We start from the raw sequence: 22,028 nt of genomic DNA, 5'->3' as shown, positions 1-22,028 counted from the left end.
CTGCTTGTTCTCCCGTTTGGATCAGGCGGCGAGCCGGTCGATCTGAATGGTTGCGCCGGTGGCTTGATCGCGCACCGCCTGGAACTGGAAGTCGGCCATCACGTCCTGGTCCGGACCGCCGGCGGCGATCGACCCGCGCGTCAGCCGCACCCGCGGCAGGGTGAAGACATAGGCGTTGCCGTCCGCGTCGGTGACCCGGAAGGAGAGGCTTGTGGCGGTGCCGTTCAGGTATTTCTCGTAGAGCGTTCCGTCGGCGAAGTAGAAGCTGGCGCGGCCCGTCACCTGGCAGCGTCCGCTGCCGATATCGACATTGCCGAGAGAACCCACGGCGCCGATCCCGCGCAGCCCGTTGGCGAGCGAGACCGAGAGCGATTGCAGGAACACCCCGGAAAGCGCCGCGCCGCCCTCCATCACTTGGCCGATATTGTTGACCGCGTTCAGCACCGGATTGCTCGGCGCCGGCACCGCCGCGCCGGTTCCGGCGGTCGCGGTCCCGATCGAGGCGCTCGCTCCCATGAAGCCGAAGCTGCCGGTGAGCACCCGGCCGGTCTGGATCTGCAGATCCATCGTGTCGGCGACCATGCCGGTGAAGGCGATATACTGGCCGATATCGGTGAAGGCCTTCTCGAGGGTGAGCGAGGTTTCGGAAATGCCGTTGCGGATCGTAGAGCCGCTGACGGTCACGGAAAGACCTCCCGCCGCCTCGTCGCTTGCCGGGGCGGGGGAGACCGCCAGGCTGTTCGCGGCGACGCCAGTGACCCGGTAGAGGCCGTTATTCTCTCCGCCGTTCGCGGCGAAGCCGCCGATCTTGACCCATTGCCCCGCTGTGATACCGGCGGAGGTGAAGTCCGTGCCTGAGCTGGTGAAAGCGGAAGAGGCGTTGCTGGCGGCGATATCGTCGGAAACGGAGATTGCGACCGGCGCGCTCCACGCCGAGAACAAGGCACTTTCGATCAAGGTGTCGTAGGCGCCGTAGGACAGCTCCAGATTGACCGAGCCGGCGGCGCTGGCGCCGGTCTGGATCAGGTCCGGTACCTGCCGGTCGGCGCGGACTTCGGACGAACTGGTGGTCGAGATCGTGTAGCCGAGGCTTTCCCCGGTGAAGCGCAGCTGGGTGAGGGGCGATGCCGGGGTGGTGCCCCAGAGCGGCTCCTTCACATAGGCGAGTTCCGTGCGGCTCGAATCCGCCATCGATAATCTCCTTTGAAGCGGGGTGTCAGACCAGTTCGTCGCGCCAGAACGGGATCGCGACCCGGGCGCGGTAGGCGCCGTCGATCTCCTCGTCCTCGGCAAGCTCGGGCGGCAGCAGCACGTGTCCCGGGATTGCTGCGGCGTCGAACAGGGAAGCGGCGGCGTCGGCGAGCAGGCTCGCCGCCTGGGCGCCGCCGCCGGCCGGCGCGAAGCAATAGACCAGGATCCGGCCGCGATAGCGGCGCAGCACCGGGCGGCCGAGAGCGGCCTGCTCGGACTGCTCGTTCAGGATCATCAGCTTCACCCAGCGGCCGTCTTCCGGCGGGGTGAAAGTGACGTTCTCGAAGGCGATCGGGGTTTCCGTCCAATTGGCGGCGAAAAAGCTCTCGACCGCGCGTCGGGCGCTGGTGAAGGACATGGGAATTTCCCTTGATATCAACGGCGGACGAGCAGGCGGAAGAGCAGCGGCGCGGTGCCGGCCGCGGCTGCGGTGACGCTCACCACGTCGTGCCATCGCCCGTCGATCCGTAGCCGGTCCCCCGGCGCGGGACGGGCCTCGGCGAGGTCTTCGCCGCACAGCGTGACCAGCAGGTCGCCGGCTTGCACGAGACCGCCGACGAAGGCGGCCTCGATGCTCTCGACGATACCGGGGATTTCGATTTCCGCCGGTGTGCCCGTCACCGTTCCGGTCGCCGGGTCGTAACCGGGAGTCCCCGTCTTCGAGAGCAGCATGGGCGCGCCGTAGCGGGCGATCAGCCGCGCGGCCACGCCGGAAAGAGAGGAGGCGGGCAAGGTCATGCGCGTTTCACCTCCCGGCTCGCCGCGGGCCGCAGCAGGGGTTTCAGCAGCAGGTCGATCAGCGGGTATGTGCGGCCGGGCTCCGCGTCGGGCAGGTACTCGACCTCGACCGGGCCGACTTTTTCCCGCGTCACCTTTCCGCCGCGCTCGCGCGGGGGCAGCAGGTCTCCGGCAAGCGCGATCAGGGCGAGTTCGGCGGTCGCGTGCTCGATCCGCCGGGGGATGCCGGCGAGCGCCCGGCCTTCGCTGTCGGCGGCGGCGACGCGCGGCCAGGCAAGGACCTGACCCGGATCGGCGATGCGCCCGCGGAAGGCGTAGGAACCGTCGATATAGGCGGTGGCCTGCAGCAGGGCGGCCTCCTTCGCCACGCTCGGCGCGCTCGTCCAGGCGGCGACGTTCCGGGCGGCGAAATAGGCGTCCGCGTCGCCCGGCGAGAGGTAGCTGTCTTCGCCGACAGTCAGGCTCATTTCCGCCTCCCGCGCCGGTTCCGCCGCGTGGATCGCTTCGGCGGCTGGGACGTCTGCGCGGGGGCGGACAGGGAGCGGCAGGGCACTGGCCTCAGTTCCGGATCGTCGCTCGCAAGCAGCCAGTTGCGGAACCGCCCGTCCTTGCCGCGGATATAATCGGCGCGGTTCGCGCGGATGCGCTGCTCGCCATAGCGATGCTGCAGCGTGACGGTGGGCAGCAGGTCGGGTTCGGGCTCGGACATGGCGCGGCCTCGTCGAAAGATTGGAAGTTCGCGAAAAATCGGCCCGGGCCCCGTGCCCCGGTGGGGAGAGACGGGACGTGGGGTCCGGGCCAGGCGGGCGAGGAAACCTCTAGCCGGCGATCCGGACCGCGAGTTCCGGGCGCACCAGCTTGACGCCCCAGAGAACGTCGAATTCCCAGACGGTCTGCTTGTACTGGCGCGAGATCTCGAGGCGGAGCGAGATCCCGGTCTCCGCATCGGTCATGGAGAGGATCTGGTTGCCAAGCGAAAGGTCCTGGGTTCCGGCGCTGAGCGGGCGCATGGCGAGCGCGAAGGCGTCGCGGTGGAAGGCCATGTTGACCACGTGGCTCTGCGTCACCGTGACCGCCGCGTCCGCCGCCACATCGCTTTTCAGCGCGGGGCCGATCGTCACAGGCACGCCGACGGTGTCGAGCGGCGCATCCGCCGCGACCGCATAGGTCTGGCCGTGCCCCGCGAAGCTGACGATATCGCCCGACTTCAGTTCCGGGCTTCCGGTATCGGATTTCAGCGTGACACTGGTTGCTCCGGCGCTCGCCGCGGCCGCGCTGATCGTATAGCTGCCGCTGTCGCTGGCGCTGCCGGCGGCATGGGTCAGCACGCCGTCGTCGGCGAACCAGTCAATCCCGAACTTGCGGCCGATCTCGCCCTCGATCTTGACCGTGGCGGAGCCGACCTTCTCGGCATCGGAGAACGGCGAGAGGGCGAGCGCGTTGGCCTCGGCATCGTAGTCGAGCACGGCGCGCCGGTCGCCGCGCGGGGCGAGCTGCTTGTTCAGCAGCTTGCGCGCGGCGGTGGCGTCCGTCACGTCGCCCGCGAAGGGAGTCGCACCGGCCGTGCCGACAAGACCGTAGATACCCCGGTACTCGGCATGGACCGAGGCGTTCACGGCATTGGCCAGCGCCCGGATCGCCTCGCTCATCTGCATCGGCACGAAGCTCTCGTTGCGATCGATTTCCATGACCTCCTTGTCGGTCATGAAGAAGCCCGCCTTCTTCCAGTTGGAGAGCGGGATCTGCACCTTGGAGATCGCGGTGTCGCCCGCTTGCGGAGCGGTGGCCGAGGGGGCGACGTCGGTTGCCGCGATCGCGCTCGGGAGCGGCACGTCGACCGTGTCGCCCTTGCGCGCCGCGTCGTTCGAATAGTCGGCATTCACCAGCCGCGGCAGGATCGCCTGTTCGCGCAGGGCGAGCAGGCCGCGGGCCAGGATTTTCGGCATGATGTCGGAGACGGCATTCGCCATTTCTCGAACTCCTCGAAGTGTATGAAAGGGAAGGTCCTCGTGCCGCCCGGCCCGCGCGCAGCACAGAGCGCCGCCGGCCGTCCCGGCCGCCGGTAGTTTCAGTCAGGAGTACGGAGCCGGAGGGCTCTAGCGGGCGACCCGCACCCGGCCGCTCGCGATGGCGGCGATGTTGCGGTCGAGCGCGTTCTGGTCCGAGAGCGCGATCACCGTTTCGGGGGCGCCGGCCTGGCCGAGGCTCGGCGCGCCGCTGCCGCCCTTGGCCGGGACCTCGAAGGCCCGGCCGTAGGTCTTGCTGGACTGGAGCGACTGCACGAAGGCGCGCGGGGTGAGGAGCGAGAGGTCCTCGGCGTCGCGCACCGGTTCGCCATTGTCTCCGCGCACCGCGACCATGTAGCCGGACTCACTCTCGTTCAGCATCAGGCGTGGCATCACCACGGGCAGCAGCAGCTCGGCGATGCCGTGTTCGGCATGGATCGCGGCGCGGGCCTCGGCGGCGATCAAGGCGGTTTCGAGCCGCTCCCGCGCCGTGTCCGGTCCGGCCTCGCCGCGGTTTTCCAGTTCGGCCTTCAGCTCCTTGCGCGCGGCGCGCTCCTTCTCCAGTGCGGATTTGAGGCCGCTCACATCCTCGACGCCCTCGGCGTCCAGGCGGAAGCCGCCCTCACCGGTTTCGATGTAGAAGGCGCGCGCCGCCTCCGGGACGGCATCGAGGGATTCGGTCACGGCAGGCAGAGGCATGGCTGGCTCCAGGTCACGAAAAGGGGCTGAAACGAAAAACGCCCCGCTGGGCGGGGCGTCTCGGTACTGATGAAGGATGGCTTCGTCAGTCGAACATGGCGTCGATTTCTTCCTGCGAGATGGCTTCGCCCTCCTGCATCGGACCGCTGAGGGTGAGATCCTCGTCCTTGCGGGTGATGTCCTCCGGCAGCGGCATGGTCTGGAACTCGCGGATGTCCCAGGTCTCCATCATCGCGTCGACGCGTTCCTCGATATAGTTGAGGACCTTGATGACCTTGGTGATGCGCTGGCCGGTGAGATCCTGGAAGTTACAGGACTCGTAGATCGCGGTAATGAAGTCGGCGATGTCGCCGAGCCGGGAATTGGCGTACTCGTCCGTCGTGACGGACATGAGGTCGGCGACCACTTCCTCGATCTTCTCCGCATTTGACATGATGCCTTCGGTCGCGCCCTCGGTCTGGCGCACGATCTCGCTCAGCTCGGCAGAGGCGGCCTCGAACTTGTCGTCATTGGAGAGCGGGTGGCGGAGCGCGGCGATCTCGACCTTTGTCGCCTGGATGCGGCCCGCGATATCCGCGATCTCGGTGCGGATCTCCTCGATCTTCTTGTCCTGCACAGCCACGGCGTCGTTGGCGGTACTGGGTGCGGGCGGCGCGCTGTTGCCGCCGATGCTCACACCGCCGCCATCGATCTTGCGTTCCAGGCTGCGGATCGCTTCCATGACCTCCGAGAGATCGACCTCGGCGGCGGAGACCACCGCATCGGCCGTCGCGCCGTTCTTGCTGCCATTATTGGCCGCGCGCCGCGTCTCGATGCTGTAGGGCGTTTTCATATACCTGGGCAAAGTATCTCTCCTTAGACTCGCCCTTGGTTCTACGTGATCAAAGTTATCAATAGGTAAAGACACTTGATAGCTAATATCAGCGGTCTTAATCCATCGGGAGCGCCGATGTTAACCCTTTTTCACCGGGTCGAGATCCGCTGCGTCTCTCTGATGCAGCTCGACCCGCCCGGATGCGCTTCGGGGAATGTCCAGCCAGTCCGCCATATACGAGAAGGCGACCGTTAGCCCGTCTTCGACGGCGCGGACCAGCGACAGCAGGGCAGTGCTGTTCTCGGCCGCGTCGATGGCGCGCGCCGTCGCGGTGGTGGAACCGGCCCCGGCGCGGCGGGTCATCAGGTCCAGCCCCATCACCGCCATACGGTCTTCCAAGTCGATCAGATCCTGGCGGCCGGCGGCGATGGCCGCGCCACTATGTTCGACGAAGCGCAGATCGGCGCCGTCGCCGTCGCCGGTCACGATCCGGTTCGGTCCGAGTTCGAGCCCGTCCTCAGGCAACGCGAGATTGCGTCCGAAGAGGATCGGCACCCGGGCGACATGCAGGATATGGCGCTGGTCGCTCGCCGATTGCCAGTGAGCGAGGTTCAGCCAGGCGAGGTCCATCAGCGGCGGCCGTGCGGTCATGAAGCCGGTCCGGTTGGCATAAATGGTCACCAGCGGAATGCAGTCGAGGCTGCACTCTCCGGTCTCGGCGCGGCGCCACGGCCCGTCGCTTTCCTCTCCGGCTCGGCGCCAGATCTCGAAGCGGCCGGGATAGAGCACGCGCACCTGCCGGCGGGTACGGTCCTCCCAGGCGCCGGCACTCCTGTTCACGCGTTCCCGGATGCGTATCCGGCTGAGCCTGCTGCCGATCCCGTTCTCCTGGCCGCGCCAGCCGATCAGATCCGGGGCGGGGATATGGACGAGATAGGGACGGGGCGTCCCGCCCGGTTCCTCTCCCTCGCCGAGCCGGGGGTGGTCGACCAGGATGTGGGTCAGTCCGTCGGTCAGCGCGGCCTGCAGCACGTCGCGGGCGAAGATCGTCAGATTGCGGCCGCCGAGATCGACGTCTTCCGCGAGGGCCAGCATTCCCGAGGCGGGGCTTCCCGCGAGCTCCGCCGGTCGATGAAACGGCTTGCCGACCAGGGTCTGCACGGTCCGCTGCAGACCGTTGAAGAGTACGCTGCGGCCGAGCCGGATGGCGTAGGCCTCGCGGCTTTCGCCCGGCTCCCGCGGCAGCCATTTCTCGCCGCGCTGCCGCATGATTCGCGTCCCGCCGAGCAGGTCGTGGATCAGTTCCCAGTCGGCGGCCATTTCCCGGTAGGCGGCATTCGGGGTCGCGACATCGGCGCTCATCGTCACACCTCTTGTTTCCTGAAGATCAGCCGTCATGGCGGAGCCAAAGTTGCGCGTGTCCTTCCTGTTCGCGCAGCTCGGGAACGAGCGTGCGCAGGCGTTCCGCCTCGGACGCGACGAGGGACCAGATGGCTCTCGGCACCGGGTTTGTCCCGCTCTCGGAGGAGGTCAGCGCCCCTCCCTCCGTCAGCCATTTCAGTCCGTGCAGCGCGACCCGGACGCGATGTTCGGGCTTGTCGTTCGCGGACATGGGAAAGCGGATCAGGAACCGGTGCCGGTCGAAGACCCGTTCCGCCAGCACCGCGAGGCTCCGCCCGAAGGCGGGGCTGCCGGCATAGCCGATGCACCGCAATTTCGCCGTCAGCACCGACAGAACCCGGCTTCCGCCAGCGGGCGGAACATAGAGCGTGGCGGTTCCGGCGATGGCCCGGAGACCCGCCAGGAGCGGCGGCGCGGCATCCCGCAGGCACTGATAGGTGACCGACGCGGGGTCGATCATGGCGCGGACTTCCTCGCCGGACTCGTCCAGAAGGTCGAACTCTTCCTGAAAACGGCTGATGGTCTCCGCGAGGGCGTCGCAGGCGCGGCCGTCCAGCTGTCCTTTCCAGTAGGACCCGCCCGTGCGGTCCGTGATCCGGGCCAGCATGGCCTGCACCAGCGCGACGTCGTGCGGCTGGCCGGTTCCGGGGCCGACGGGCGCGTCGAGACAAGCGATGACATTCATTTCCGTCCCCCCACACCGTGTTGCTTAGATCAGGAATTGCTCGCTGCGCGTCCGGTTTCGGCTCAGCAGCAGATCGGTGACGGCCCAGACCAGCGCATCGAGACGGTCCGGCGAGGCGCTGCCGTCCCGCGCGCCGGTGAAGCTGCACATCTGGTCTTCCAACCGGTCGAACCGGCCGACATGGTGGACTCGCCCCTGTTCGTAAAGCGCGGCGACCGGCTCGGCCCTGAGATGCTTGCCGCGGCTTGCCCGCACAAGGCGAAGCGGTGCCGAAGGGTCGATACTGCGCAAAACCTGTTCGACCATGTCGCCGCCCTGATTGATCTCGGCGACGACGCGGTCGGCCCGATGGCGGCGAAATGCGTCGAGCGCGATGGCCGCCCAGTCCGCAGGCGCGCGCCGGCCGGACAAGTCCTCAAGGACATAGCCGTGTTCTCCGGCGCGTCCGGCGACGACGATCCCGGTCTCGTTCGAGGCCGCGTGATGGCTCGCCGCCGGATCGATCGCGACGACGATCCGCTCGAGCTCGGGCAGTTCCGACGGCGCCATGTGTACGGCCTCGATCCGGTCGCGCTGCCAGAGCGCGCCCGGTATGTCGGCCAGGAACTCGCCTTCGAGTTCCTGGCGCCCGAGGCGGGTGCCGCCATAGCTCTGTTCCATCGCCGCGAGGAAGCCGGGTGCCAGATTGAGGCGGTTCTCCGTACTGCGGCCCCTGGTCAGGGCCGTATCCTTTGCCGTCATGATCCGTTTCAGCCATGCCTTCGGGCGCGGCGTCGTGGTGGCGATGCATTGCGGAGCGCGGCCGAGGCGGAGCGCCATCATCAGATTGTCCCAGGCTTCCGGCCGCGCCCAGGCGGCGATCTCGTCGGCCCAGGCGCTGTCGAACTGATGGCCGCGAACCTGATCGGGATCGTCGGCCGACAGCAATGTGGCAACGCTGCCGGAAGGCCAGGTGAGGCGCCGTTTCGACGGCTCGTAATGCGGCCGGCACCACGGCGGGGCGACCGAGAGCAGGCCGCTCTCGCCCTCGACCATGACGTCGCGCACGTCGCCGGCGGTGGCGCCGATGACGGCGATGCGCCGGCACCGGCCGGGCTCTGCGCCGGCCCGCACCCATTCGGCGCCGGTCCGGGTCTTGCCGAAGCCGCGGCCGGCGAGGATCAGCCAGATCCGCCAGGGCGGAGGCGGCGGCAGCTGTTTCTTCCGGGCCCAGAACGGCCAGTCATAAAGCAGGAGTGCGGCTTCCTCGTCGGAGATCTCACTCAGGATCCGTGCCCGTTCCTGTGCCGTCAGATCCTCGAGCGACGGCCTCGAACCGGTCTGCGAGCTTCTGCCTTGCGTCTTCGAACCGGCGCTCGAGATCCTCTGCTCCTCCATCGCGTCCCTCCCTGAAGGTTTCGGGCCGGTGCGCCCTCAGTAGGAACATCAGCAGCGAATCCGAGTATTTCCGCACCGTTCCGCAGATCTTCCCCTGGTGGAAGCGGGGCTGCTCGACGCCGTCGACCGCGCGGCTGCGGGCCTCGGCCTCGAGCAGGTCGACGGCGATATCGAGAGCCTCGTCCCAGGAGCGGGCGAAGTCGGGGTCCTGCCGCCGTAGCTGATAGGCGTGGCTTCGGGCGATGCGCGCTTTGCGGGCGGCTTCGCTGACATTGCCGGTCTCGCAGAGACATTTCAGAAACAGCCGTTTCTTACGGGTTCTGAGGGCGGATTCAGCCATGGCGCTCACCGAATAAAAAAGGCGCCTTGGGGTGCGAACCCGCAAGGCGCCGACTGTAGGATAGTAATTAGCCGATTTTATAAAGTTTGTAAAGCGGTTTTTTCCGATGATTATTCGTATTGACGTATGTAATTTGGATGAGGATCAGGAAAAACCCCTTATTTTCAGATTGTTATGAGTTTCAATAATCGGAAAAAACCGATTACATAGGCGCGTCAAAAGCGCGTTTGCGGATGGTGCTCCGTAGCCGGTCGCGGATGGCCGAGACGCCTTGATCCTCAATCCGGCGCAGGGTGACGTGACTGCGGCCGTCGATATCCTCGAGCTTGCGCCAAGGCACGCCGCAGGCGCGGGCCCAGACGATCCGGCGTTGCTCGGGACTGCAGGCGAACATCCAGTGCAGGCTTTCGTCGAGCCGGTCGATCGCTGCCGGGCTGGGGGCCGCGGGCCGGGTCCGTTTCGGCGCCGATTGATAAGGCGCGCTGTTGCGGACGACGTCGGGCCAGGCGGCAAGGCGCGGCTTCGTATGGGCACGAGGCAATCGGCGCAATGTGTCGGCCGCTTCTCTCAGGCATTGCTTGATCCATTTTGGATCCGGCACATTTTGCGTGATGGTCATGAACTCCCTCCAAAAATGATTCCGGATGGTCGAACCCGGGCATGCGCTGAAGCGTTTGTGGAGACGGTTTCTGCGCGTCAGGCTCGGTTCTGCATCGCAGAATCGGATTTTGCCGGTTAAAAAATGCCCATATCGCTGACGCAAAAGTTGTTTTAGGCCAGTTTCGATATGTATGCAATAGGAAAAAAATTCTTGAACTTCCGATTGAGTAAGAATAGGCTCCCGGCATGAAACTCGACATCCAGCGCAAGCGTATCCTCGAGCTGGTCGCGCATCGCGATCCGCCGACGGATCTGAAGAAAGCCTCGCTGGCCTGCGGCAAGAACCACGCCTATCTCCATCAGTTCATCAATCGCGGCACTCCGCGGAAGCTGCCGGAGGATGTGCGTTATGCGCTGGCTCGTCATCTCGGCGTCGACGAGTCTGTTCTCCGGGCGGAGCAGGACCCGGTGGCGGCTGTGCCGCGGCCGGGACGTTCGCCGGTGCTTCCGGCAGCCGACCGGTCCGGCGGCGCGGGCGTGATCGCTGTCCCGGAAGTCCGGATCGCGGCGTCCGCGGGCGGCGGCGCGCACCTCGAACAGGAGCTGGACGGAATCGACTGGTATTTCGATGCGGGCTGGTTGCGCTATGAGCTGCGGGCAACCCCGCGCGACCTCCGCATCATCTCGATCGACGGCGACTCGATGGAGCCGGTGCTGTGTTCCGGCGACAAGGTGATGATCGATCTCAGCCGCACCGCACCCTCGCCGCCCGGTATCTTCGTGCTGCATGACGGGATCGGTCTGATCGCGAAACAGATCGAGCTGGTGCCGAACAGCGAGCCGGCGCGGCTCCTGATCCGCTCCGAAAGCCCGCGTTACGAGAATTACGAGCGCACCCTGGACGAGGTGAATATTGTCGGCCGGGTGATCTGGTTCGCCCGCCGCCTCTAGCCTGACCCGGCGTCTCTAACTATATCTTAACCGCCGGGCGCCATGATGGGCCGGTAGTCGGGAGACGCGCGTGAGCACTGAGCCCAAAACCATCTGCGGACCGTTTCGCTACGTGCTGCTCGCCGTCGGCGTCATCTGCACGGGCGTGGGCATCGCCGGAATCATCCTGCCGGGATTGCCGGGCACGCTGTTCCTGCTGATCGCGCTCTGGGCCTTTTCCCGCTCTTCCGAGCGTTTCCATCTCTGGCTCTACAACCATCCCCGCTTCGGGCAGGGCGTCCGCGAATGGCATGAATACGGCGTCATTCCGCCGCGCGCGAAGATCGCCGCGGTGACGATGATAGCCATTTCCCTGGCGCTGCTCTGGGGCTTCGTGCTGGAGGATTGGCGTCTGGCGGCGGCAACCAGCACCGTGCTGACACTGGTCGCGGTCTGGATCGTGACGCGGCCGGGCACGGTCAAACTGGAAGATCCTGCCTGACCGCGCCCGCCGGGATCGGATTGCCTCAGTTCTTCTTCATGCCGTGTCCGGCACCATGGTTCATTTTCATCCCGCCCGCACCGGCGCCGACGGACTCGACCTTGAGCTCGACGGTCACTTCCCCGGCTTTCTCGAAGACCAGCGTGACAGGGAACTTCGTACCTTCCGCCAGCGGCGCCGTCAGGCCGAGGAACATCACGTGGTAGCTGCCGGGCTCGAGCATGACGTGGCCGTGCGCCGGCACCTCGATCGGACCGCTCGGGCGCATCTTCATGACGCCGTTCTCGTGGATATGGGTGTGCAGTTCGACCCGCTCGGCGACGTCGCTTCGGGCTTCCATCAGGCGGTCCGGCGCGCCGCCATGATTCATGAGTTTCATGAAACCGGCGCCGTTCTTCGCCCGGCCCGGAGTCGCGCGTGCCCAAGGATGGTCGATCATGATCTCGCCCACCTTGAACTCGTGAGCGCAGACGGGAGCGAGACCGCCGAACAGCGGCAGGGTAAGGATGGCGAGCGCGGCAACACGCGCAATCGTCGTTACAGAGAGTTTCATCGTTTCAGACCTTCAATTCGGGTGCGCGGCACGCCGCGCGGGATGTGTCGTAAGTGAATTGAGGGTCAGGCGGGCGGGGCGCGCGGATAGCTGGATGATGTGAAAAGGCGAAGGGCGGCCTTCTGTTCGGGCAAACCTCGGGCTTCCGAAGTCGCGATCTGAACGCTGGCCGGTGTGAGTTCCGGCGGCAACCAGCTCAGCGCGGGGCCGCAGAGGCGGCAATGGTCGCAGGCATCGGTGCCGTTTTCCGTCCCGCCGCCGGAATATTTCGAGGCGTCCATGCAGAGCACGGCCAGATCGGCGGCGAGGCCGCCCGGCATCGCGTTTCCGGCGCCCGCCACGGTGCCGATCGAGAAACCGGTCTGCAGCAAGAGGGCGAGCAGGCCGAACATGGCCGCGAGGATGCGGTGCCGGCGGTATGCGCCGGTCAGCTTCCCTCGTTCGGCAGTTGTCAGGTCGGCTCGAGCCATGTCATCACCATAGCAGGCGCCGGGAGGTCCGGAGCGGAAACCGCGGCGCACAGGCGAAAAGGATGGACGCTTTATGGGCCGCGGACGGCAGAGAAGCAAGCGGGGACGCGAGGGACAGCGGCGGCGATATGCCGCAAACAGCCCGATTCTGGAGATCGAGATCGCGCGTCTTGGCGGTCGCGGCGACGGGCTTGCGGAAGCCGTGCTCAAGGCGGGGTATGTCGAGGAGAGCCGGCCGGTCTTCGTGCCTTTCGCGCTGCCGGGCGAGACGGTCCGGGCGCGGCCCGTGTCCGACCGTGGCGAGGGGGTCGCCTGCGAACTGATCGAGCTGGTCACACCGTCGCCGGAGCGCATCGACCCGGCCTGCCGCCACTTCATGTCCTGCGGCGGATGCGCCGTGCAGCATCTTTCGGCGGAAACCTATGCGAGCTGGAAGCGCGCGCAGGTGGTGCAACATCTCGGCCGCGTCGGTCTGGCGGACGTGCCGGTCAACGAACTGCATCCGGCCGCGCCCGCAACCCGGCGCAGGGCCGATTTCGTGCTGCGCCGGATCGGCCAGCGCCTGATCGCGGGCTTCCACGAGCGGGCGAGCAATCGCATTGTCGAGATCGAGGAATGCCCGGTGCTGCTGCCGGAGATTTTCGCTCTGCTGGCACCTTTGCGGGCGCTCTTCGACAGCGTCCTGAAACCGGGTGACGGTGTCGATTGCGTCGTCAACGCACTCGATAACGGACTCGACGTCCTGCTGCGGCTGCCGGCCCATCCGGGTCTCGGCTTCCGCGAACGCCTCGCCGAATTCGCAGAGGCGCAGGACCTCGCCCGGCTCTCCTATCACGCGGGCGACGACACGCTGCCGGACGCGGTGCCGCTGGCAGAGCGCCGGCGCCCGGAAATCCGCTTTGGCCAGGTTCCAGTCTCCCCGCCCGCGGGCGCTTTCCTGCAGGCGACGCGGGACGGCGAGGCGGCGATTCAGGAGCGCGTCCGTGCCGGGATCGGCGATGCGAAATCGGTGCTCGATCTCTATGCCGGCTGCGGCACGCTCTGCCTCGCACTGGACGGACCGGCGGAGCGCGTCGCGGTGGAAGGCGACGAGGGCCTGCTGGCGGCCATCCGCGCCGGGGCCGATGCGGCGGGGCTGGGCGGCCGCGTCCGCACAGAACGGCGGGACCTCAGCCAGCGGCCTTTCGCGGGCAAGGAACTGGGGCCCTTCGATGCGGTGATCCTCGACCCGCCGAGGGCCGGCGCGCGGGAGCAATGCGCCGCGCTCTCCGCGTCGGACATTCGCCGCATCGTCTATGTCTCCTGCAACCCGGCGACCTTCGCCCGCGACGCGCGGGCGCTTGTCGATGGCGGCTATAGCCTTACCGGTGTCACGCCGATCGACCAGTTTCTCTGGACCCCTCATATCGAGCTCGTCGGGCATTTCGAGCGGGCGGCGCCGTGAGCGAGACCGATCCCAGCCGATTGCGCAAGCGCACGGTCACAGTGTCCGGGCACCAGACCTCGATCTCGCTGGAGGAGGCGTTCTGGGAGGCGTTGAAGGCGATCGCGCAGCGCCGCGCCCTCTCGATCAACACGCTCGTTTCCGAAGTGGATGCGAAGCGCAGCGGCAATCTTTCCAGCGCGCTCCGGGTTTACGTGCTGGCCGATCTGCAGGCGGGACGCTCAGTTCCCGAGTAGGCCCTTCAGAACACCCTGCAGAGCTTTTTCCGGGGCCAGTTTCCGGACCGGTTCCGAGGGCGATGCGTCCGGCGTCGTCGTGCCGCTATCCTGGCCCGTGCTGTCCTGGTTCTTGTTGAACTGCCGAAGGATCCCGCGTTCGACGATTCGCTGCAGGACGAAGGCCTGCATCTTGTTCGCATCCAGCACCTGGCGCGGATTGTTCAGCGGCCCGACCATGCGCAGTCCGATCGGCGGCGAGTTCGGGTGCTCGCTCAGCCAGAACTGGGTGTTCACGTCCATTTCCTGCGGCGGCAGATTGACCACGGCGGTGCCGCGGCCCTCAGCGGCTTTCGACTTGAGCGAGATATCCTCCGAGCGCAACACGCCGTCGGTGATGGTGTAGCTGCCGGTCAGGCTTTCGAACGGCGTTGTGCCGCCGCGCATTGCCTTCTGCGCCAGCACGAGGAAATCGACGGAACGGTCGAGCGCCTTGAGCTGCTCGCTCACGGCCGGCAGATCGAAGCCCTCGACCGTGCCCTCGCGGACCGAAATCTTCCCGGTTCCCTGCAGGCCGGAGACGAGCGCGAACTCGCTGCGGCCGCTGGTCTGCAGCGCGGTCTCGTAATCCAGCGTGCCGGTTACCTGAGCGGCCTCGGAGGCGGACATGGCGGCTTGCCGGACGTCGGCATTCCTGACCGTAAGGGTGAGACCGGCCGTCGGTGTCGCGCCGTGTTTCAGGGACGCGGTTCCGTCGACGCTTCCGCCGAACAGGCCGGATTTAAGACGCGAGACGGTGAGGGTGCCGTTTTCGAGTGCCGCCGCCAGATCGACATTGTCGAGAATGTAGGCTCCGTATTGGACCTGCTTCGCCTTCAGCGAGATGTCCGCATCGGCGGCCAGCAGGCCGGAGGTATCGATCGTCTCCCGCGACCAGGCGCGGGCGCCGCTCTTGAGCGGAACGGCGGGCGCGACGCCGCCGGAAGGCCGGGCCGTGCCTCTCGGCAGCCAGGGGTCGATGGCGACGGTGCCGGTTTCGGCGGCGAGGGTCAGCTTCGGCCGCGGCTCCTTAAGGGCGAGGGCCGCGTTGCCGGTCAGCGAGAGCGGCCCCGCGCCGAGTTTGATGCCGTTGAAGGCGAGCTGTTCCGTCGTGCCTTCCAGTCGGGTTTCCAGCTTCACCGGGCCGAGATCCCGCTTCTCCGGCGTATATCCGGGGGAGAGCGAGCGGATCAGTGCGACCACGTCGGGGTGGGCGTAGCGGGTGTCGAGGGCGAGTTTCGGCAGTGCGCCGCTCGGATCGACGGTTCCCTTCACGCCGAGCTGACCGCCGCCGAGATCCATCGTGGCGTCGATCCCGAGCGCTTCGCCCTTGGCATTCGCAACGCTGGCGGCGAGCGCGAGGGACCCGAGGGTCATGTCGGACGGCAGCGTTCCCGGCGACAGGGTCTCGACCAGGCGGTCCGCATCGGGATGCTGCAATTTGAGGGCGAGGTCTATGCCGGTCGGTAGGGCGAGCGGCTGCACGACGCCTTTGACGGAGGCATTGCCGCCCACCGCGCGTACCGAGGCGTCGACCGTCAGGTTCGAGAAATCGCCGAGAATGCTTCCGGCGACGGTTACGGCGCCGACGCGCTGCAAGGTCTCGTCCGGAGCGATCCCGGCGAGGCGGGCTAGCCGGGCCGCGGATTTGGCGTCGATCTCGAAATTGAGCTTGGTGTTCGGGTCGGCGACCAGGCCAGCGAGCGAGCCGCTCAGATTGACCCGGGCGCCGCCGAGATCGGCGATCGAGAGGTTGCGCAATTGCAGCGCGCCGTTCTGGATCGTGGCGTCGATCTTACCGTCGATTACCGCGGTCTGGCGGATCAGGATTTCCTCGAAATTGACCACGATATTCGCATCGAAGGTATTGAGCGCGACCGCGACCTGCTGCATCGGCGTCGGTCCGGCGGACGATGCCTGCTGGTCTGCACCGGCGTTGCCGGCCTGATTTGCAGCGCCTTCCGGCGGGAGATAGGCGTCGAGATTGATCTTGCCGAGATTGAGCGCAAGGCCGAAAGCCGGGCGCTCGCGCAACAGCAATGTAAGACCGCCGCGGACCCGGGTCGTGTCCAGATCCATCGTCCAGTTCGACAGCTTGACCTGTTCCGGGGTGGCGGCAATGTCTGCACCGAGACTGCCTTTGCGCAGACGGTCGGCGGCGATGCCGTCGAGTTCGGTGCCAACCCAGGCAAGTGCGCCCCGCAGATTGTCGGAAACGAAATCCGCACGTCCCGCGAATTGAGGTTTGCCGTCCGCACTTTCCAATGTTCCGGAAACGGAAAGATCCGATCCGCCCGGCATCTGCGCGCTCAGCACTTTCAGCACCAGAACCCGGTTCGAGAGCGCCATCTCGATCCTCGGCTGGCGGATCACCCCGCCCCGGTAGTCGATGGCGTCGGCGGTCAGCGTGAGATTGGCGTCGATCCCGGACGGGAGTTCGAAGGAGCCGGGCTCTCCCGCCGGTCCCGCCGAGGGCTCGTTCGCAGCTGCCGCAGGTGCGGCCGCGCCGCCAAATGTGGCGATCGTCTCGTCGAGCGAGAAGCGGTCGACCGCGAGGCTTGCATCGATCGCCAGCGGTTCGGAGAGTTCCGCAGTTATCTCGCCTTCGGCGGACATTTTTGCGGCCGTGACCGCAAGATCGGAGACGGAGACCCTGGCCGGATCCGCGTGCAGTTTTGCCGAAAGCTTGAAAGGCCCCTTCAGCGCGGCTGGAACGCTGTCTTCCGCGAGGCCGAGGGGGGGCAGGGCATTGCCTGCTGCTACAAGGTCCGCGCCAGAGGCGGTCACCGTTCCCATCGCGCGCGGCCGGTCGTCCAGCACAAGCGTGCCGCCGAAGGACAGTTCTGCTGCATTGTCGCCGACGGAGATGACGGCCTCCAGGGCCGTTGCCTTTCCGGCGTCGACCTTGCCGGTGGCGGCGGAAATCGAGAGGGGAAGGTTCTGGTAGACGAGGCGGCTGGTGGCTTTGAACGGGCCGTCGAGACTCTGCGCGCTCAAGGTGGCGTCGAGTCCGCTGATGGAATGTTCCGCGCCGCTCGCATGATCGATGAACGAGACGCGGCCGTTGACAATGGTGGCGCCGTCGAGCGTGAGATCGAGGCCGTCGCCGCTTACCGAGGCGCTGCCGCCCGTGCTGTCAGCCGTGCTGCCGGACGCCGCCGCCTTGTCGCCGAAGGTCCAGTTATTGCTGCCGTCGGCGAATTGCTCGAGCCGGATCACCGGGTCCTTCAGCGTGACCGAGGCAACCTTGATCTTTCCCTGGAGCAGCGGCGCAAAGGCGACGTGGATCTGCAGCGCGCCGACCGAGACAAAAGTATCGCCGGTGCCGCCCTCCGCATTGGCGAGCCGGAGCCGTTCGACGGAAAGGCGGGGTGCCGGGAGGACCTGGAAGCCGATATCGCCGTCGATTGCGAGCTTGCGGCCGGTCTGGTCCTCGACCGCCTCGGCAATCTCCGTCTTGTAGCTGTTCCAGTCGACGAAACTCGGTCCGACAAGAACCGCAGCGCCGACAAGGACCAACAGCACCAGAGCTGCGAGAACCAGTTTCTTCACCTTAGCCTCCATCGGGTGCCACCCACACGGTTGTCCCGCGGTCCGGCAGAGTGCGGCATCAATGTGGCCGCATTTTGGATGTCCACTCTATATGGCGCGCCTTGCGAGAGAAGTCACCTGATAGACAGGCTGGCGCGAAATGCAGGATCGTCTAAGCTGCGGTCCCAATTGATAAAACCTCTTTTTGGAAACGCCTGCCGTGCTCGAATTCCTGTTGCCAGACTCCGTTCCGCTCTGGGGCGGTATAGCCCTCGTTCTTTTCAGCTACGTGACGTCCGCCGTTACCGTGACCTTCGGGCTCGGCGGCGGGGTCATGATGCTGGTCGCGATCGGCTCCGTCCTGCCGCCCCTCGCCGTCATTCCCGTGCACGGGGTGGTTCAGCTCGGCTCGAATGCAGGACGCGCCTATCTGATGCGCGAGCATCTGGAGCGGCGGCTCTTCGGATTCTTCATCGTCGGCGCGATCGTCGGCGCGGCGCTCGCGGCGCAACTCGTGATAGCGGTGCCCCAGTCGGCGCTGCAGGCGGTACTGGCGCTGTTCATTCTCTATACCGTCTGGGGCCCGAAACTCGGCAAGCACAAGGTGCCGGCCGGCGCTTTCGCGGGCGTCGGGCTCGCGACCACGTTCGCCACCATGTTCGTCGGCGCGACCGGACCGTTGCTCGCCGCGTTCCTGCCGCCGGACCGCTACGGCAAGATGACGACGGTCGCCACGCACAGCGCCTGTATGACGATGCAGCATGGCGTGAAGATCGTCGCCTTCGGCATCCTCGGTTTCGCGTTCCTTGAATGGGTGCCGCTGATCGCGGCGATGATCGCGACGGGATTTCTTGGGACGGCGACAGGCAAGAAGGTGCTGGAGAAGCTGCCGGAGCGGGTCTTCGCGATCGGCTTCAAGACCGTTCTGACATTGCTGGCGATCCGCCTGCTCTGGGTCGGCGGAAGCGAACTCAGCGCACTATTCTGAGGAAGACGGCGGGTCTGAGGAAGGCGGCGGGGCTTACTCGTTGCCGGCGACAGCCGGGACCGGGGCGACCGGCGCGACGGCGACGGCTTCCACCGGAAGCTCGTCGAGCTGCTTCTGCATCGTCATCGGGCGGATCACATCGTGCATCTTGATCGAGCGGATCTGCAGGTCGTGGATGGCGTCGCGCGGGACATACTCGACCGCGATCTGCGCCAGCTTGCGGCGTAACTGAGGTATCCGGATCTGCCATACCGCGTTGTCGACAAGCCGCTGCAGCTCGGTCTGGCAATGCAGCGAGATCGCCTTGCATTTCTCGCGGATGACCTGGGCGCTGGCCGGCCCCGGCGCGGTGAACATCACGTCGATCACGCATTTCTGGTCCCGGCCGCGGTCGTTCTCGAAATAGACCTCGATCGCCGGGGAGAGGCGCACGGGCTCGATCCGGATATAGCGGTTCGGGTCGTGGCTGACGATCGGCTCGAAATGCAGGATGCTCATCATCGCGGTGATGAGGCAGGTGCCGAAGGTGATGAAGCCGAAGAGGTGCGCCCAAGGCATATGGTCGAGGGTGACCGGCGTGAGCGGGTAGGTGACGAGGCGGCGGTAGTAGTCGGGGTCGACGCGCCAGCTGTTGATGCGAATGTCGAGGACGAAGGAGAAGTCGCCCCAGTCGTTGATCGTCGGGCCGATGCCCAGAATGGCCGCGTTCCAGACCGCGACCAGCAGGCCGGTCAGGAAAATCATTCCGAGGCTTGAGATCAGCGAGACGCCGAGATGCCATTTCGCCCAATAGGACGCAACCTCGACCCGATAGCGGTGCATGACGCGAGCTTCGCGTTCAGCCCTTTCATCGAGTATCAAATAACGGCTCATCGGCTATCGTCTTTGGCTTGAAAGGTAATTTTCGATAATTGATTTGAGAATGAAAACCAATTTTCGAAAACCACTTATAGAATATAATGAAGTGCTGTCGTGTGTCCAGGCCCGCATGCACTATATTGGTAAACAGGCGGTGGTTGGATAAAATTTTCGAATATTTTGTGGTGATTCACGCTTCAAGATCGCAAATCTAGTCAATTCTCACAATTAAGATGTTGATATATGGTGATTTTAACGGCCAAGCGGGAAGTGCGCCTGGCCCGCCGGCCAAAAGGCGCTGGCCGGGCGCGGGCCAGGGCACTGGGCCGCCGATCTCCTGCCGGCTTAAGGAACGAAGGCGCAGCGCATGTTGCCCCAATGCTGTCCGGCGAGCGTGATCGGGCAGTCGATTTCCTTCAGCAGGACTTTCTGCCCTCCGCCCATATCGCGGATATAGGTTTGCAACTGGTGCGGCTCCCGGTTGCCCGCAGCGAGTAGGCCGGCGCGGTCGTCGAAGATCCGTCGGTTCCGGCAATTGGCCGCGTTCCAGACCGGATCGTCCGGCCGCTGCGGCTGGGACACGATCTTGTTGTGGGTCCCAATATATCCGTTCCGGTCGGTCGCGCAGAGCAGGCGGATCCGCTCGTCCTTGGCTTTCCATCGTTCCTGGATCGGCGTCAGGATCTCGTCCGTCAGGTCGACGAACTTGGTCGAGAACTGCACCGGGTTGGAGCCCTGGATAACCGTGTAATGGGTGTCGAACATGTCGTCGGCCGAGATGCGACTGGAGGTGATTGCCGCGTTCATTGCGTCGTTCGCCTCCTTCGCAGCTTCCAGGCAGATATCGCGGAAGACGTCGTTTTCGCTCATGGCCTGCTCGATCATGGCGCCGATGGCCTCTGCCGCGCTGGCGTCGAGGCGGGTGAAGCCGACATGCAGGCCGAGCGAGGTCGCGGCGACCACCCGGGCGGGAATGCGCAGGCCGTTGGCGAGCGAGATGTAGCCGTCCGTGTCCGGTACCCCTGTTTCCTGATTGTCGCAGAGGAGAAGGGCGCCGCGCGGCGAGAGGTCGGCGATGAAACCTTTCTCGCGAAGGTCGGCGAACTCGAAATTCGCTTCGATCACCGTCGGAACCCGGTTCGTTTCGCGGCGGTCCGCTTCGCCGCCGGAGCGCACGACGATGGCGAGGCGTCGCTTCATGTCGCCGACATTGACGCTGACATTTTTGGCCAATGTCTCGATCGCGCCTGCGGATTTGCTGGTCCGGTCCGCATGTTCGGACACCCGGACGATCGCCTCGGCGACCTGCGATGTCATCTCGGACGCCTCGTTGGAGGAGCGGCCGATTTCCGTCGTCGCGGCCTGCTGTTCCTCGACGGCCGTGGCGACGCCGGTGGCGATCCCGTTCACTTCGCCGATCTTGGACGCAATGCCGGTGATCGCGTCGACGGAGTAGCGTGTTGCCGTCTGCACGTTCGCCGTGTGCTGGCTGACATCCTGGATCGCATTCTCGGTCTGCTGCGCCAGCGATTTGACCTCACTTGCGACGACGGCGAAGCCCTTGCCTGCCTCGCCGGCGCGGGCCGCCTCGATCGTGGCGTTCAGGGCCAGCAGCTTGGTCTGCGCGGCGATCGAGTTGATGAGGTCGACGACGGAGCTGATATTGGTCGTCGCTTCCTCGAGTGCAGCGACCTGACCGCGGGCGTTGTCGGCGGTCTCGGTCGCTTCGCTGGTCAGCTTTGCGGAATCGGAAACTTGCGTCGCGATTTCCTGGCTTGAGGCGCTGAGCTCCTCCGTCGCCGCGGCGACGGAATTCACGTTGTTTGCTGTGACGTCGGTTGCCTGCCGGACCTCGCTGACAAGGGTTGCCATCTCCGTCGCGGCGATCGCGAGGCCGTTGGTCAGGTCGGCGACGCGGTTCGCCTGCAGCATGACCTCCTCGACCGTCTGGTCGATCTCGCGCTCAAGTGTGTCTGCGAGGTTCAGGATCTGGTTCCTCAGGGCCATGGCTTCGTCCGAGCTGCTGTAGGCCTCGAGTGCGAGGTTCATATCCAGCGCGATCGCTTTCGAAACCGCATTGCAATACCGGATCGCCGCATCACTGCGGCTGTGTTTGCGGACGATCAAATCGAACAGCAGCGGCTGAAGGAAAGCGTAGGCGCCGATATACCACCTGGGTGTCAGGCCGATGCTCGAGTGGGCGGCGCCGATGCGCGATGCGCTTTTCAGATACTCCTCCGTCAGCCCTTCGGTGAAAATGCTGCGCCAATGGATCGTTTGCGCCTTTTTCAGGGCATCGACGGCCGGGCCTTTCTCGAGAATGACCGCCGTTTCGGGGGTCGAGGCGACATGCGTATAGAATTTATCCAGAACCGAAGGCAGCCCGGCTTCGATCACGGGCCAGATGGTCCGCAGGTCCGAGAGGGTCGCGTCGTCAATGCCCGCAAATGACAGTCTTGAGGTTTGCGTATCGCCCGCCATGGCGTTCTCCGTCCCAGCTTTATTATTTGGACCGCTTTACGCGATCATTGCCCCGATTGATTTCTCCTATTTTGCGTTACCATTGGTTAAAAAGACAATAATATTC

Annotated in this window: 22 protein-coding genes and 2 pseudogenes; 5 read left to right on the top strand and 19 right to left on the bottom strand. The window is 65.7% G+C overall.

Annotated features, from left to right (window positions below):
• Positions 1–21 precede the first annotated feature (21 nt).
• The 13 genes from NUH88_RS08900 to NUH88_RS08840 form a co-directional block, all read right to left on the bottom strand.
• On the bottom strand, positions 22–1,191 hold the full coding sequence (locus NUH88_RS08900; RefSeq protein ID WP_257771506.1) for a phage tail tube protein: 1,170 nt from the start codon (positions 1,189–1,191) through the stop codon (positions 22–24).
• A gap of 25 nt (positions 1,192–1,216) precedes the next feature.
• A complete protein-coding gene (locus NUH88_RS08895) occupies positions 1,217–1,609 on the bottom strand; it encodes a phage tail terminator-like protein (RefSeq protein ID WP_257771504.1) in 393 nt (130 codons plus the stop codon).
• A 17-nt stretch (positions 1,610–1,626) separates the two neighbouring features.
• On the bottom strand, positions 1,627–1,983 hold the full coding sequence (locus tag NUH88_RS08890; protein ID WP_257771502.1) for a hypothetical protein: 357 nt from the start codon (positions 1,981–1,983) through the stop codon (positions 1,627–1,629).
• A gap of 2 nt (positions 1,984–1,985) precedes the next feature.
• Positions 1,986–2,456: a DnaT-like ssDNA-binding protein gene (locus NUH88_RS08885; RefSeq protein WP_257771500.1), complete on the bottom strand. Its 471-nt coding sequence runs from the start codon at positions 2,454–2,456 to the stop codon at positions 1,986–1,988.
• On the bottom strand, positions 2,453–2,698 hold the full coding sequence (locus NUH88_RS08880; RefSeq protein ID WP_257771499.1) for a hypothetical protein: 246 nt from the start codon (positions 2,696–2,698) through the stop codon (positions 2,453–2,455). The genes NUH88_RS08885 and NUH88_RS08880 overlap by 4 nt, the downstream gene beginning before the upstream one ends.
• Before the next feature lie 109 nt (positions 2,699–2,807).
• Positions 2,808–3,959 carry a major capsid protein gene (locus NUH88_RS08875; protein ID WP_257771498.1) on the bottom strand — a complete coding sequence of 384 codons (1,152 nt, stop codon included), beginning with the start codon at positions 3,957–3,959 and terminating at the stop codon, positions 2,808–2,810.
• A 126-nt stretch (positions 3,960–4,085) separates the two neighbouring features.
• Complete coding sequence (locus NUH88_RS08870; protein ID WP_257771497.1) at positions 4,086–4,694, bottom strand: hypothetical protein; 609 nt, start codon at positions 4,692–4,694, stop codon at positions 4,086–4,088.
• An 85-nt stretch (positions 4,695–4,779) separates the two neighbouring features.
• Positions 4,780–5,538 carry a protein phosphatase CheZ gene (locus tag NUH88_RS08865; RefSeq protein ID WP_257771495.1) on the bottom strand — a complete coding sequence of 253 codons (759 nt, stop codon included), beginning with the start codon at positions 5,536–5,538 and terminating at the stop codon, positions 4,780–4,782.
• A gap of 108 nt (positions 5,539–5,646) precedes the next feature.
• The gene (locus NUH88_RS08860) at positions 5,647–6,870 is read right to left on the bottom strand and encodes a DUF4055 domain-containing protein (protein ID WP_257771493.1); all 1,224 of its coding nucleotides are present in this window, start codon (positions 6,868–6,870) and stop codon (positions 5,647–5,649) included.
• A 25-nt stretch (positions 6,871–6,895) separates the two neighbouring features.
• Positions 6,896–7,594 (bottom strand): hypothetical protein, encoded by a 699-nt coding sequence (locus tag NUH88_RS08855; protein ID WP_257771491.1) that lies wholly within the window; start codon positions 7,592–7,594, stop codon positions 6,896–6,898.
• Positions 7,595–7,618: 24 nt separating this feature from the next.
• On the bottom strand, positions 7,619–8,971 hold the full coding sequence (locus NUH88_RS08850) for a DNA-packaging protein (protein WP_257771490.1): 1,353 nt from the start codon (positions 8,969–8,971) through the stop codon (positions 7,619–7,621).
• On the bottom strand, positions 8,853–9,311 hold the full coding sequence (locus NUH88_RS08845; RefSeq protein ID WP_257771488.1) for a hypothetical protein: 459 nt from the start codon (positions 9,309–9,311) through the stop codon (positions 8,853–8,855). The genes NUH88_RS08850 and NUH88_RS08845 overlap by 119 nt, the downstream gene beginning before the upstream one ends.
• 202 nt (positions 9,312–9,513) lie before the next feature.
• A complete protein-coding gene (locus NUH88_RS08840) occupies positions 9,514–9,930 on the bottom strand; it encodes a DUF6362 family protein (protein WP_257771486.1) in 417 nt (138 codons plus the stop codon).
• Between the two features lie 227 nt (positions 9,931–10,157).
• On the opposite strand from NUH88_RS08840, the gene NUH88_RS08835 reads away from it, so the two are divergent.
• Both NUH88_RS08835 and NUH88_RS08830 read left to right on the top strand, forming a co-directional pair.
• Complete coding sequence (locus NUH88_RS08835) at positions 10,158–10,862, top strand: S24 family peptidase (protein WP_257771484.1); 705 nt, start codon at positions 10,158–10,160, stop codon at positions 10,860–10,862.
• A gap of 70 nt (positions 10,863–10,932) precedes the next feature.
• Positions 10,933–11,343, top strand: a complete 411-nt coding sequence (locus tag NUH88_RS08830; RefSeq protein ID WP_257771482.1) for a YbaN family protein — start codon at positions 10,933–10,935, stop codon at positions 11,341–11,343.
• 25 nt (positions 11,344–11,368) lie between these two features.
• On the opposite strand, the gene NUH88_RS08825 is transcribed toward NUH88_RS08830, so the two are convergent.
• Both NUH88_RS08825 and NUH88_RS08820 read right to left on the bottom strand, forming a co-directional pair.
• Positions 11,369–11,896 carry a copper chaperone PCu(A)C gene (locus NUH88_RS08825; RefSeq protein WP_257771480.1) on the bottom strand — a complete coding sequence of 176 codons (528 nt, stop codon included), beginning with the start codon at positions 11,894–11,896 and terminating at the stop codon, positions 11,369–11,371.
• Between the two features lie 65 nt (positions 11,897–11,961).
• Positions 11,962–12,366 (bottom strand): hypothetical protein, encoded by a 405-nt coding sequence (locus tag NUH88_RS08820; RefSeq protein WP_257771479.1) that lies wholly within the window; start codon positions 12,364–12,366, stop codon positions 11,962–11,964.
• 73 nt (positions 12,367–12,439) lie between these two features.
• Between NUH88_RS08820 and NUH88_RS08815 the strand changes: the two genes are divergently transcribed.
• Positions 12,440–13,810 carry a class I SAM-dependent RNA methyltransferase gene (locus NUH88_RS08815; RefSeq protein ID WP_257771478.1) on the top strand — a complete coding sequence of 457 codons (1,371 nt, stop codon included), beginning with the start codon at positions 12,440–12,442 and terminating at the stop codon, positions 13,808–13,810.
• Positions 13,807–14,046: a ribbon-helix-helix domain-containing protein gene (locus tag NUH88_RS08810; protein WP_257771477.1), complete on the top strand. Its 240-nt coding sequence runs from the start codon at positions 13,807–13,809 to the stop codon at positions 14,044–14,046. Before NUH88_RS08815 ends, NUH88_RS08810 begins: the two co-directional genes overlap by 4 nt.
• On the opposite strand, the gene NUH88_RS08805 is transcribed toward NUH88_RS08810, so the two are convergent.
• Positions 14,032–17,616, bottom strand: coding sequence for an AsmA family protein (locus NUH88_RS08805; RefSeq protein WP_257771476.1), 3,585 nt, complete (start codon positions 17,614–17,616; stop codon positions 14,032–14,034). The genes NUH88_RS08810 and NUH88_RS08805 overlap by 15 nt on opposite strands.
• A gap of 199 nt (positions 17,617–17,815) precedes the next feature.
• Here NUH88_RS08805 and NUH88_RS08800 point away from each other — a divergent pair, with 199 nt between their 5' ends.
• Entirely contained in the window at positions 17,816–18,583 is a 768-nt protein-coding gene (locus tag NUH88_RS08800) for a sulfite exporter TauE/SafE family protein (protein ID WP_257771475.1), read from the top strand.
• A gap of 33 nt (positions 18,584–18,616) precedes the next feature.
• Here the strand turns inward: NUH88_RS08800 and NUH88_RS08795 are convergent, their stop codons facing one another.
• The 3 genes and pseudogenes from NUH88_RS08795 to NUH88_RS22280 form a co-directional block, all read right to left on the bottom strand.
• Complete coding sequence (locus NUH88_RS08795; RefSeq protein WP_257771474.1) at positions 18,617–19,405, bottom strand: hypothetical protein; 789 nt, start codon at positions 19,403–19,405, stop codon at positions 18,617–18,619.
• Between the two features lie 381 nt (positions 19,406–19,786).
• Positions 19,787–20,584, bottom strand: a pseudogene (locus NUH88_RS22285) (PilZ domain-containing protein); the annotation flags it as partial.
• A 192-nt stretch (positions 20,585–20,776) separates the two neighbouring features.
• Positions 20,777–21,922: pseudogene (locus NUH88_RS22280) on the bottom strand (protoglobin domain-containing protein); the annotation flags it as partial.
• Between the last annotated feature and the right edge of the window lie 106 nt (positions 21,923–22,028).

The sequence above is a fragment of the Nisaea acidiphila genome, from assembly GCF_024662015.1.
GTDB classification, from domain to species: Bacteria; Pseudomonadota; Alphaproteobacteria; order Thalassobaculales; family Thalassobaculaceae; genus Nisaea; species Nisaea acidiphila.
Note: the sequence above shows the minus strand (reverse complement) of the source record. Positions and strands in the feature narration are given on the sequence as shown.

Excerpts from the sequence above, each read along its gene's own strand:
- NUH88_RS08835 (WP_257771484.1), top strand. The coding sequence starts at position 10,158 with ATGAAACTCGACATCCAGCGCAAGCGTATCCTCGAGCTGGTCGCGCAT.
- NUH88_RS08895 (WP_257771504.1), bottom strand. The coding sequence starts at position 1,609 with ATGTCCTTCACCAGCGCCCGACGCGCGGTCGAGAGCTTTTTCGCCGCC.
- NUH88_RS08825 (WP_257771480.1), bottom strand. The coding sequence starts at position 11,896 with ATGAAACTCTCTGTAACGACGATTGCGCGTGTTGCCGCGCTCGCCATC.
- NUH88_RS08880 (WP_257771499.1), bottom strand. The coding sequence starts at position 2,698 with ATGTCCGAGCCCGAACCCGACCTGCTGCCCACCGTCACGCTGCAGCAT.
- NUH88_RS08815 (WP_257771478.1), top strand. The coding sequence starts at position 12,440 with ATGGGCCGCGGACGGCAGAGAAGCAAGCGGGGACGCGAGGGACAGCGG.
- NUH88_RS08795 (WP_257771474.1), bottom strand. The coding sequence starts at position 19,405 with ATGCACCGCTATCGGGTCGAGGTTGCGTCCTATTGGGCGAAATGGCAT.
- NUH88_RS08860 (WP_257771493.1), bottom strand. The coding sequence starts at position 6,870 with ATGAGCGCCGATGTCGCGACCCCGAATGCCGCCTACCGGGAAATGGCC.
- NUH88_RS08820 (WP_257771479.1), bottom strand. The coding sequence starts at position 12,366 with ATGGCTCGAGCCGACCTGACAACTGCCGAACGAGGGAAGCTGACCGGC.
- NUH88_RS08840 (WP_257771486.1), bottom strand. The coding sequence starts at position 9,930 with ATGACCATCACGCAAAATGTGCCGGATCCAAAATGGATCAAGCAATGC.
- NUH88_RS08875 (WP_257771498.1), bottom strand. The coding sequence starts at position 3,959 with ATGGCGAATGCCGTCTCCGACATCATGCCGAAAATCCTGGCCCGCGGC.
- NUH88_RS08900 (WP_257771506.1), bottom strand. The coding sequence starts at position 1,191 with ATGGCGGATTCGAGCCGCACGGAACTCGCCTATGTGAAGGAGCCGCTC.
- NUH88_RS08855 (WP_257771491.1), bottom strand. The coding sequence starts at position 7,594 with ATGAATGTCATCGCTTGTCTCGACGCGCCCGTCGGCCCCGGAACCGGC.
- NUH88_RS08885 (WP_257771500.1), bottom strand. The coding sequence starts at position 2,456 with ATGAGCCTGACTGTCGGCGAAGACAGCTACCTCTCGCCGGGCGACGCG.
- NUH88_RS08845 (WP_257771488.1), bottom strand. The coding sequence starts at position 9,311 with ATGGCTGAATCCGCCCTCAGAACCCGTAAGAAACGGCTGTTTCTGAAA.
- NUH88_RS08850 (WP_257771490.1), bottom strand. The coding sequence starts at position 8,971 with ATGGAGGAGCAGAGGATCTCGAGCGCCGGTTCGAAGACGCAAGGCAGA.
- NUH88_RS08870 (WP_257771497.1), bottom strand. The coding sequence starts at position 4,694 with ATGCCTCTGCCTGCCGTGACCGAATCCCTCGATGCCGTCCCGGAGGCG.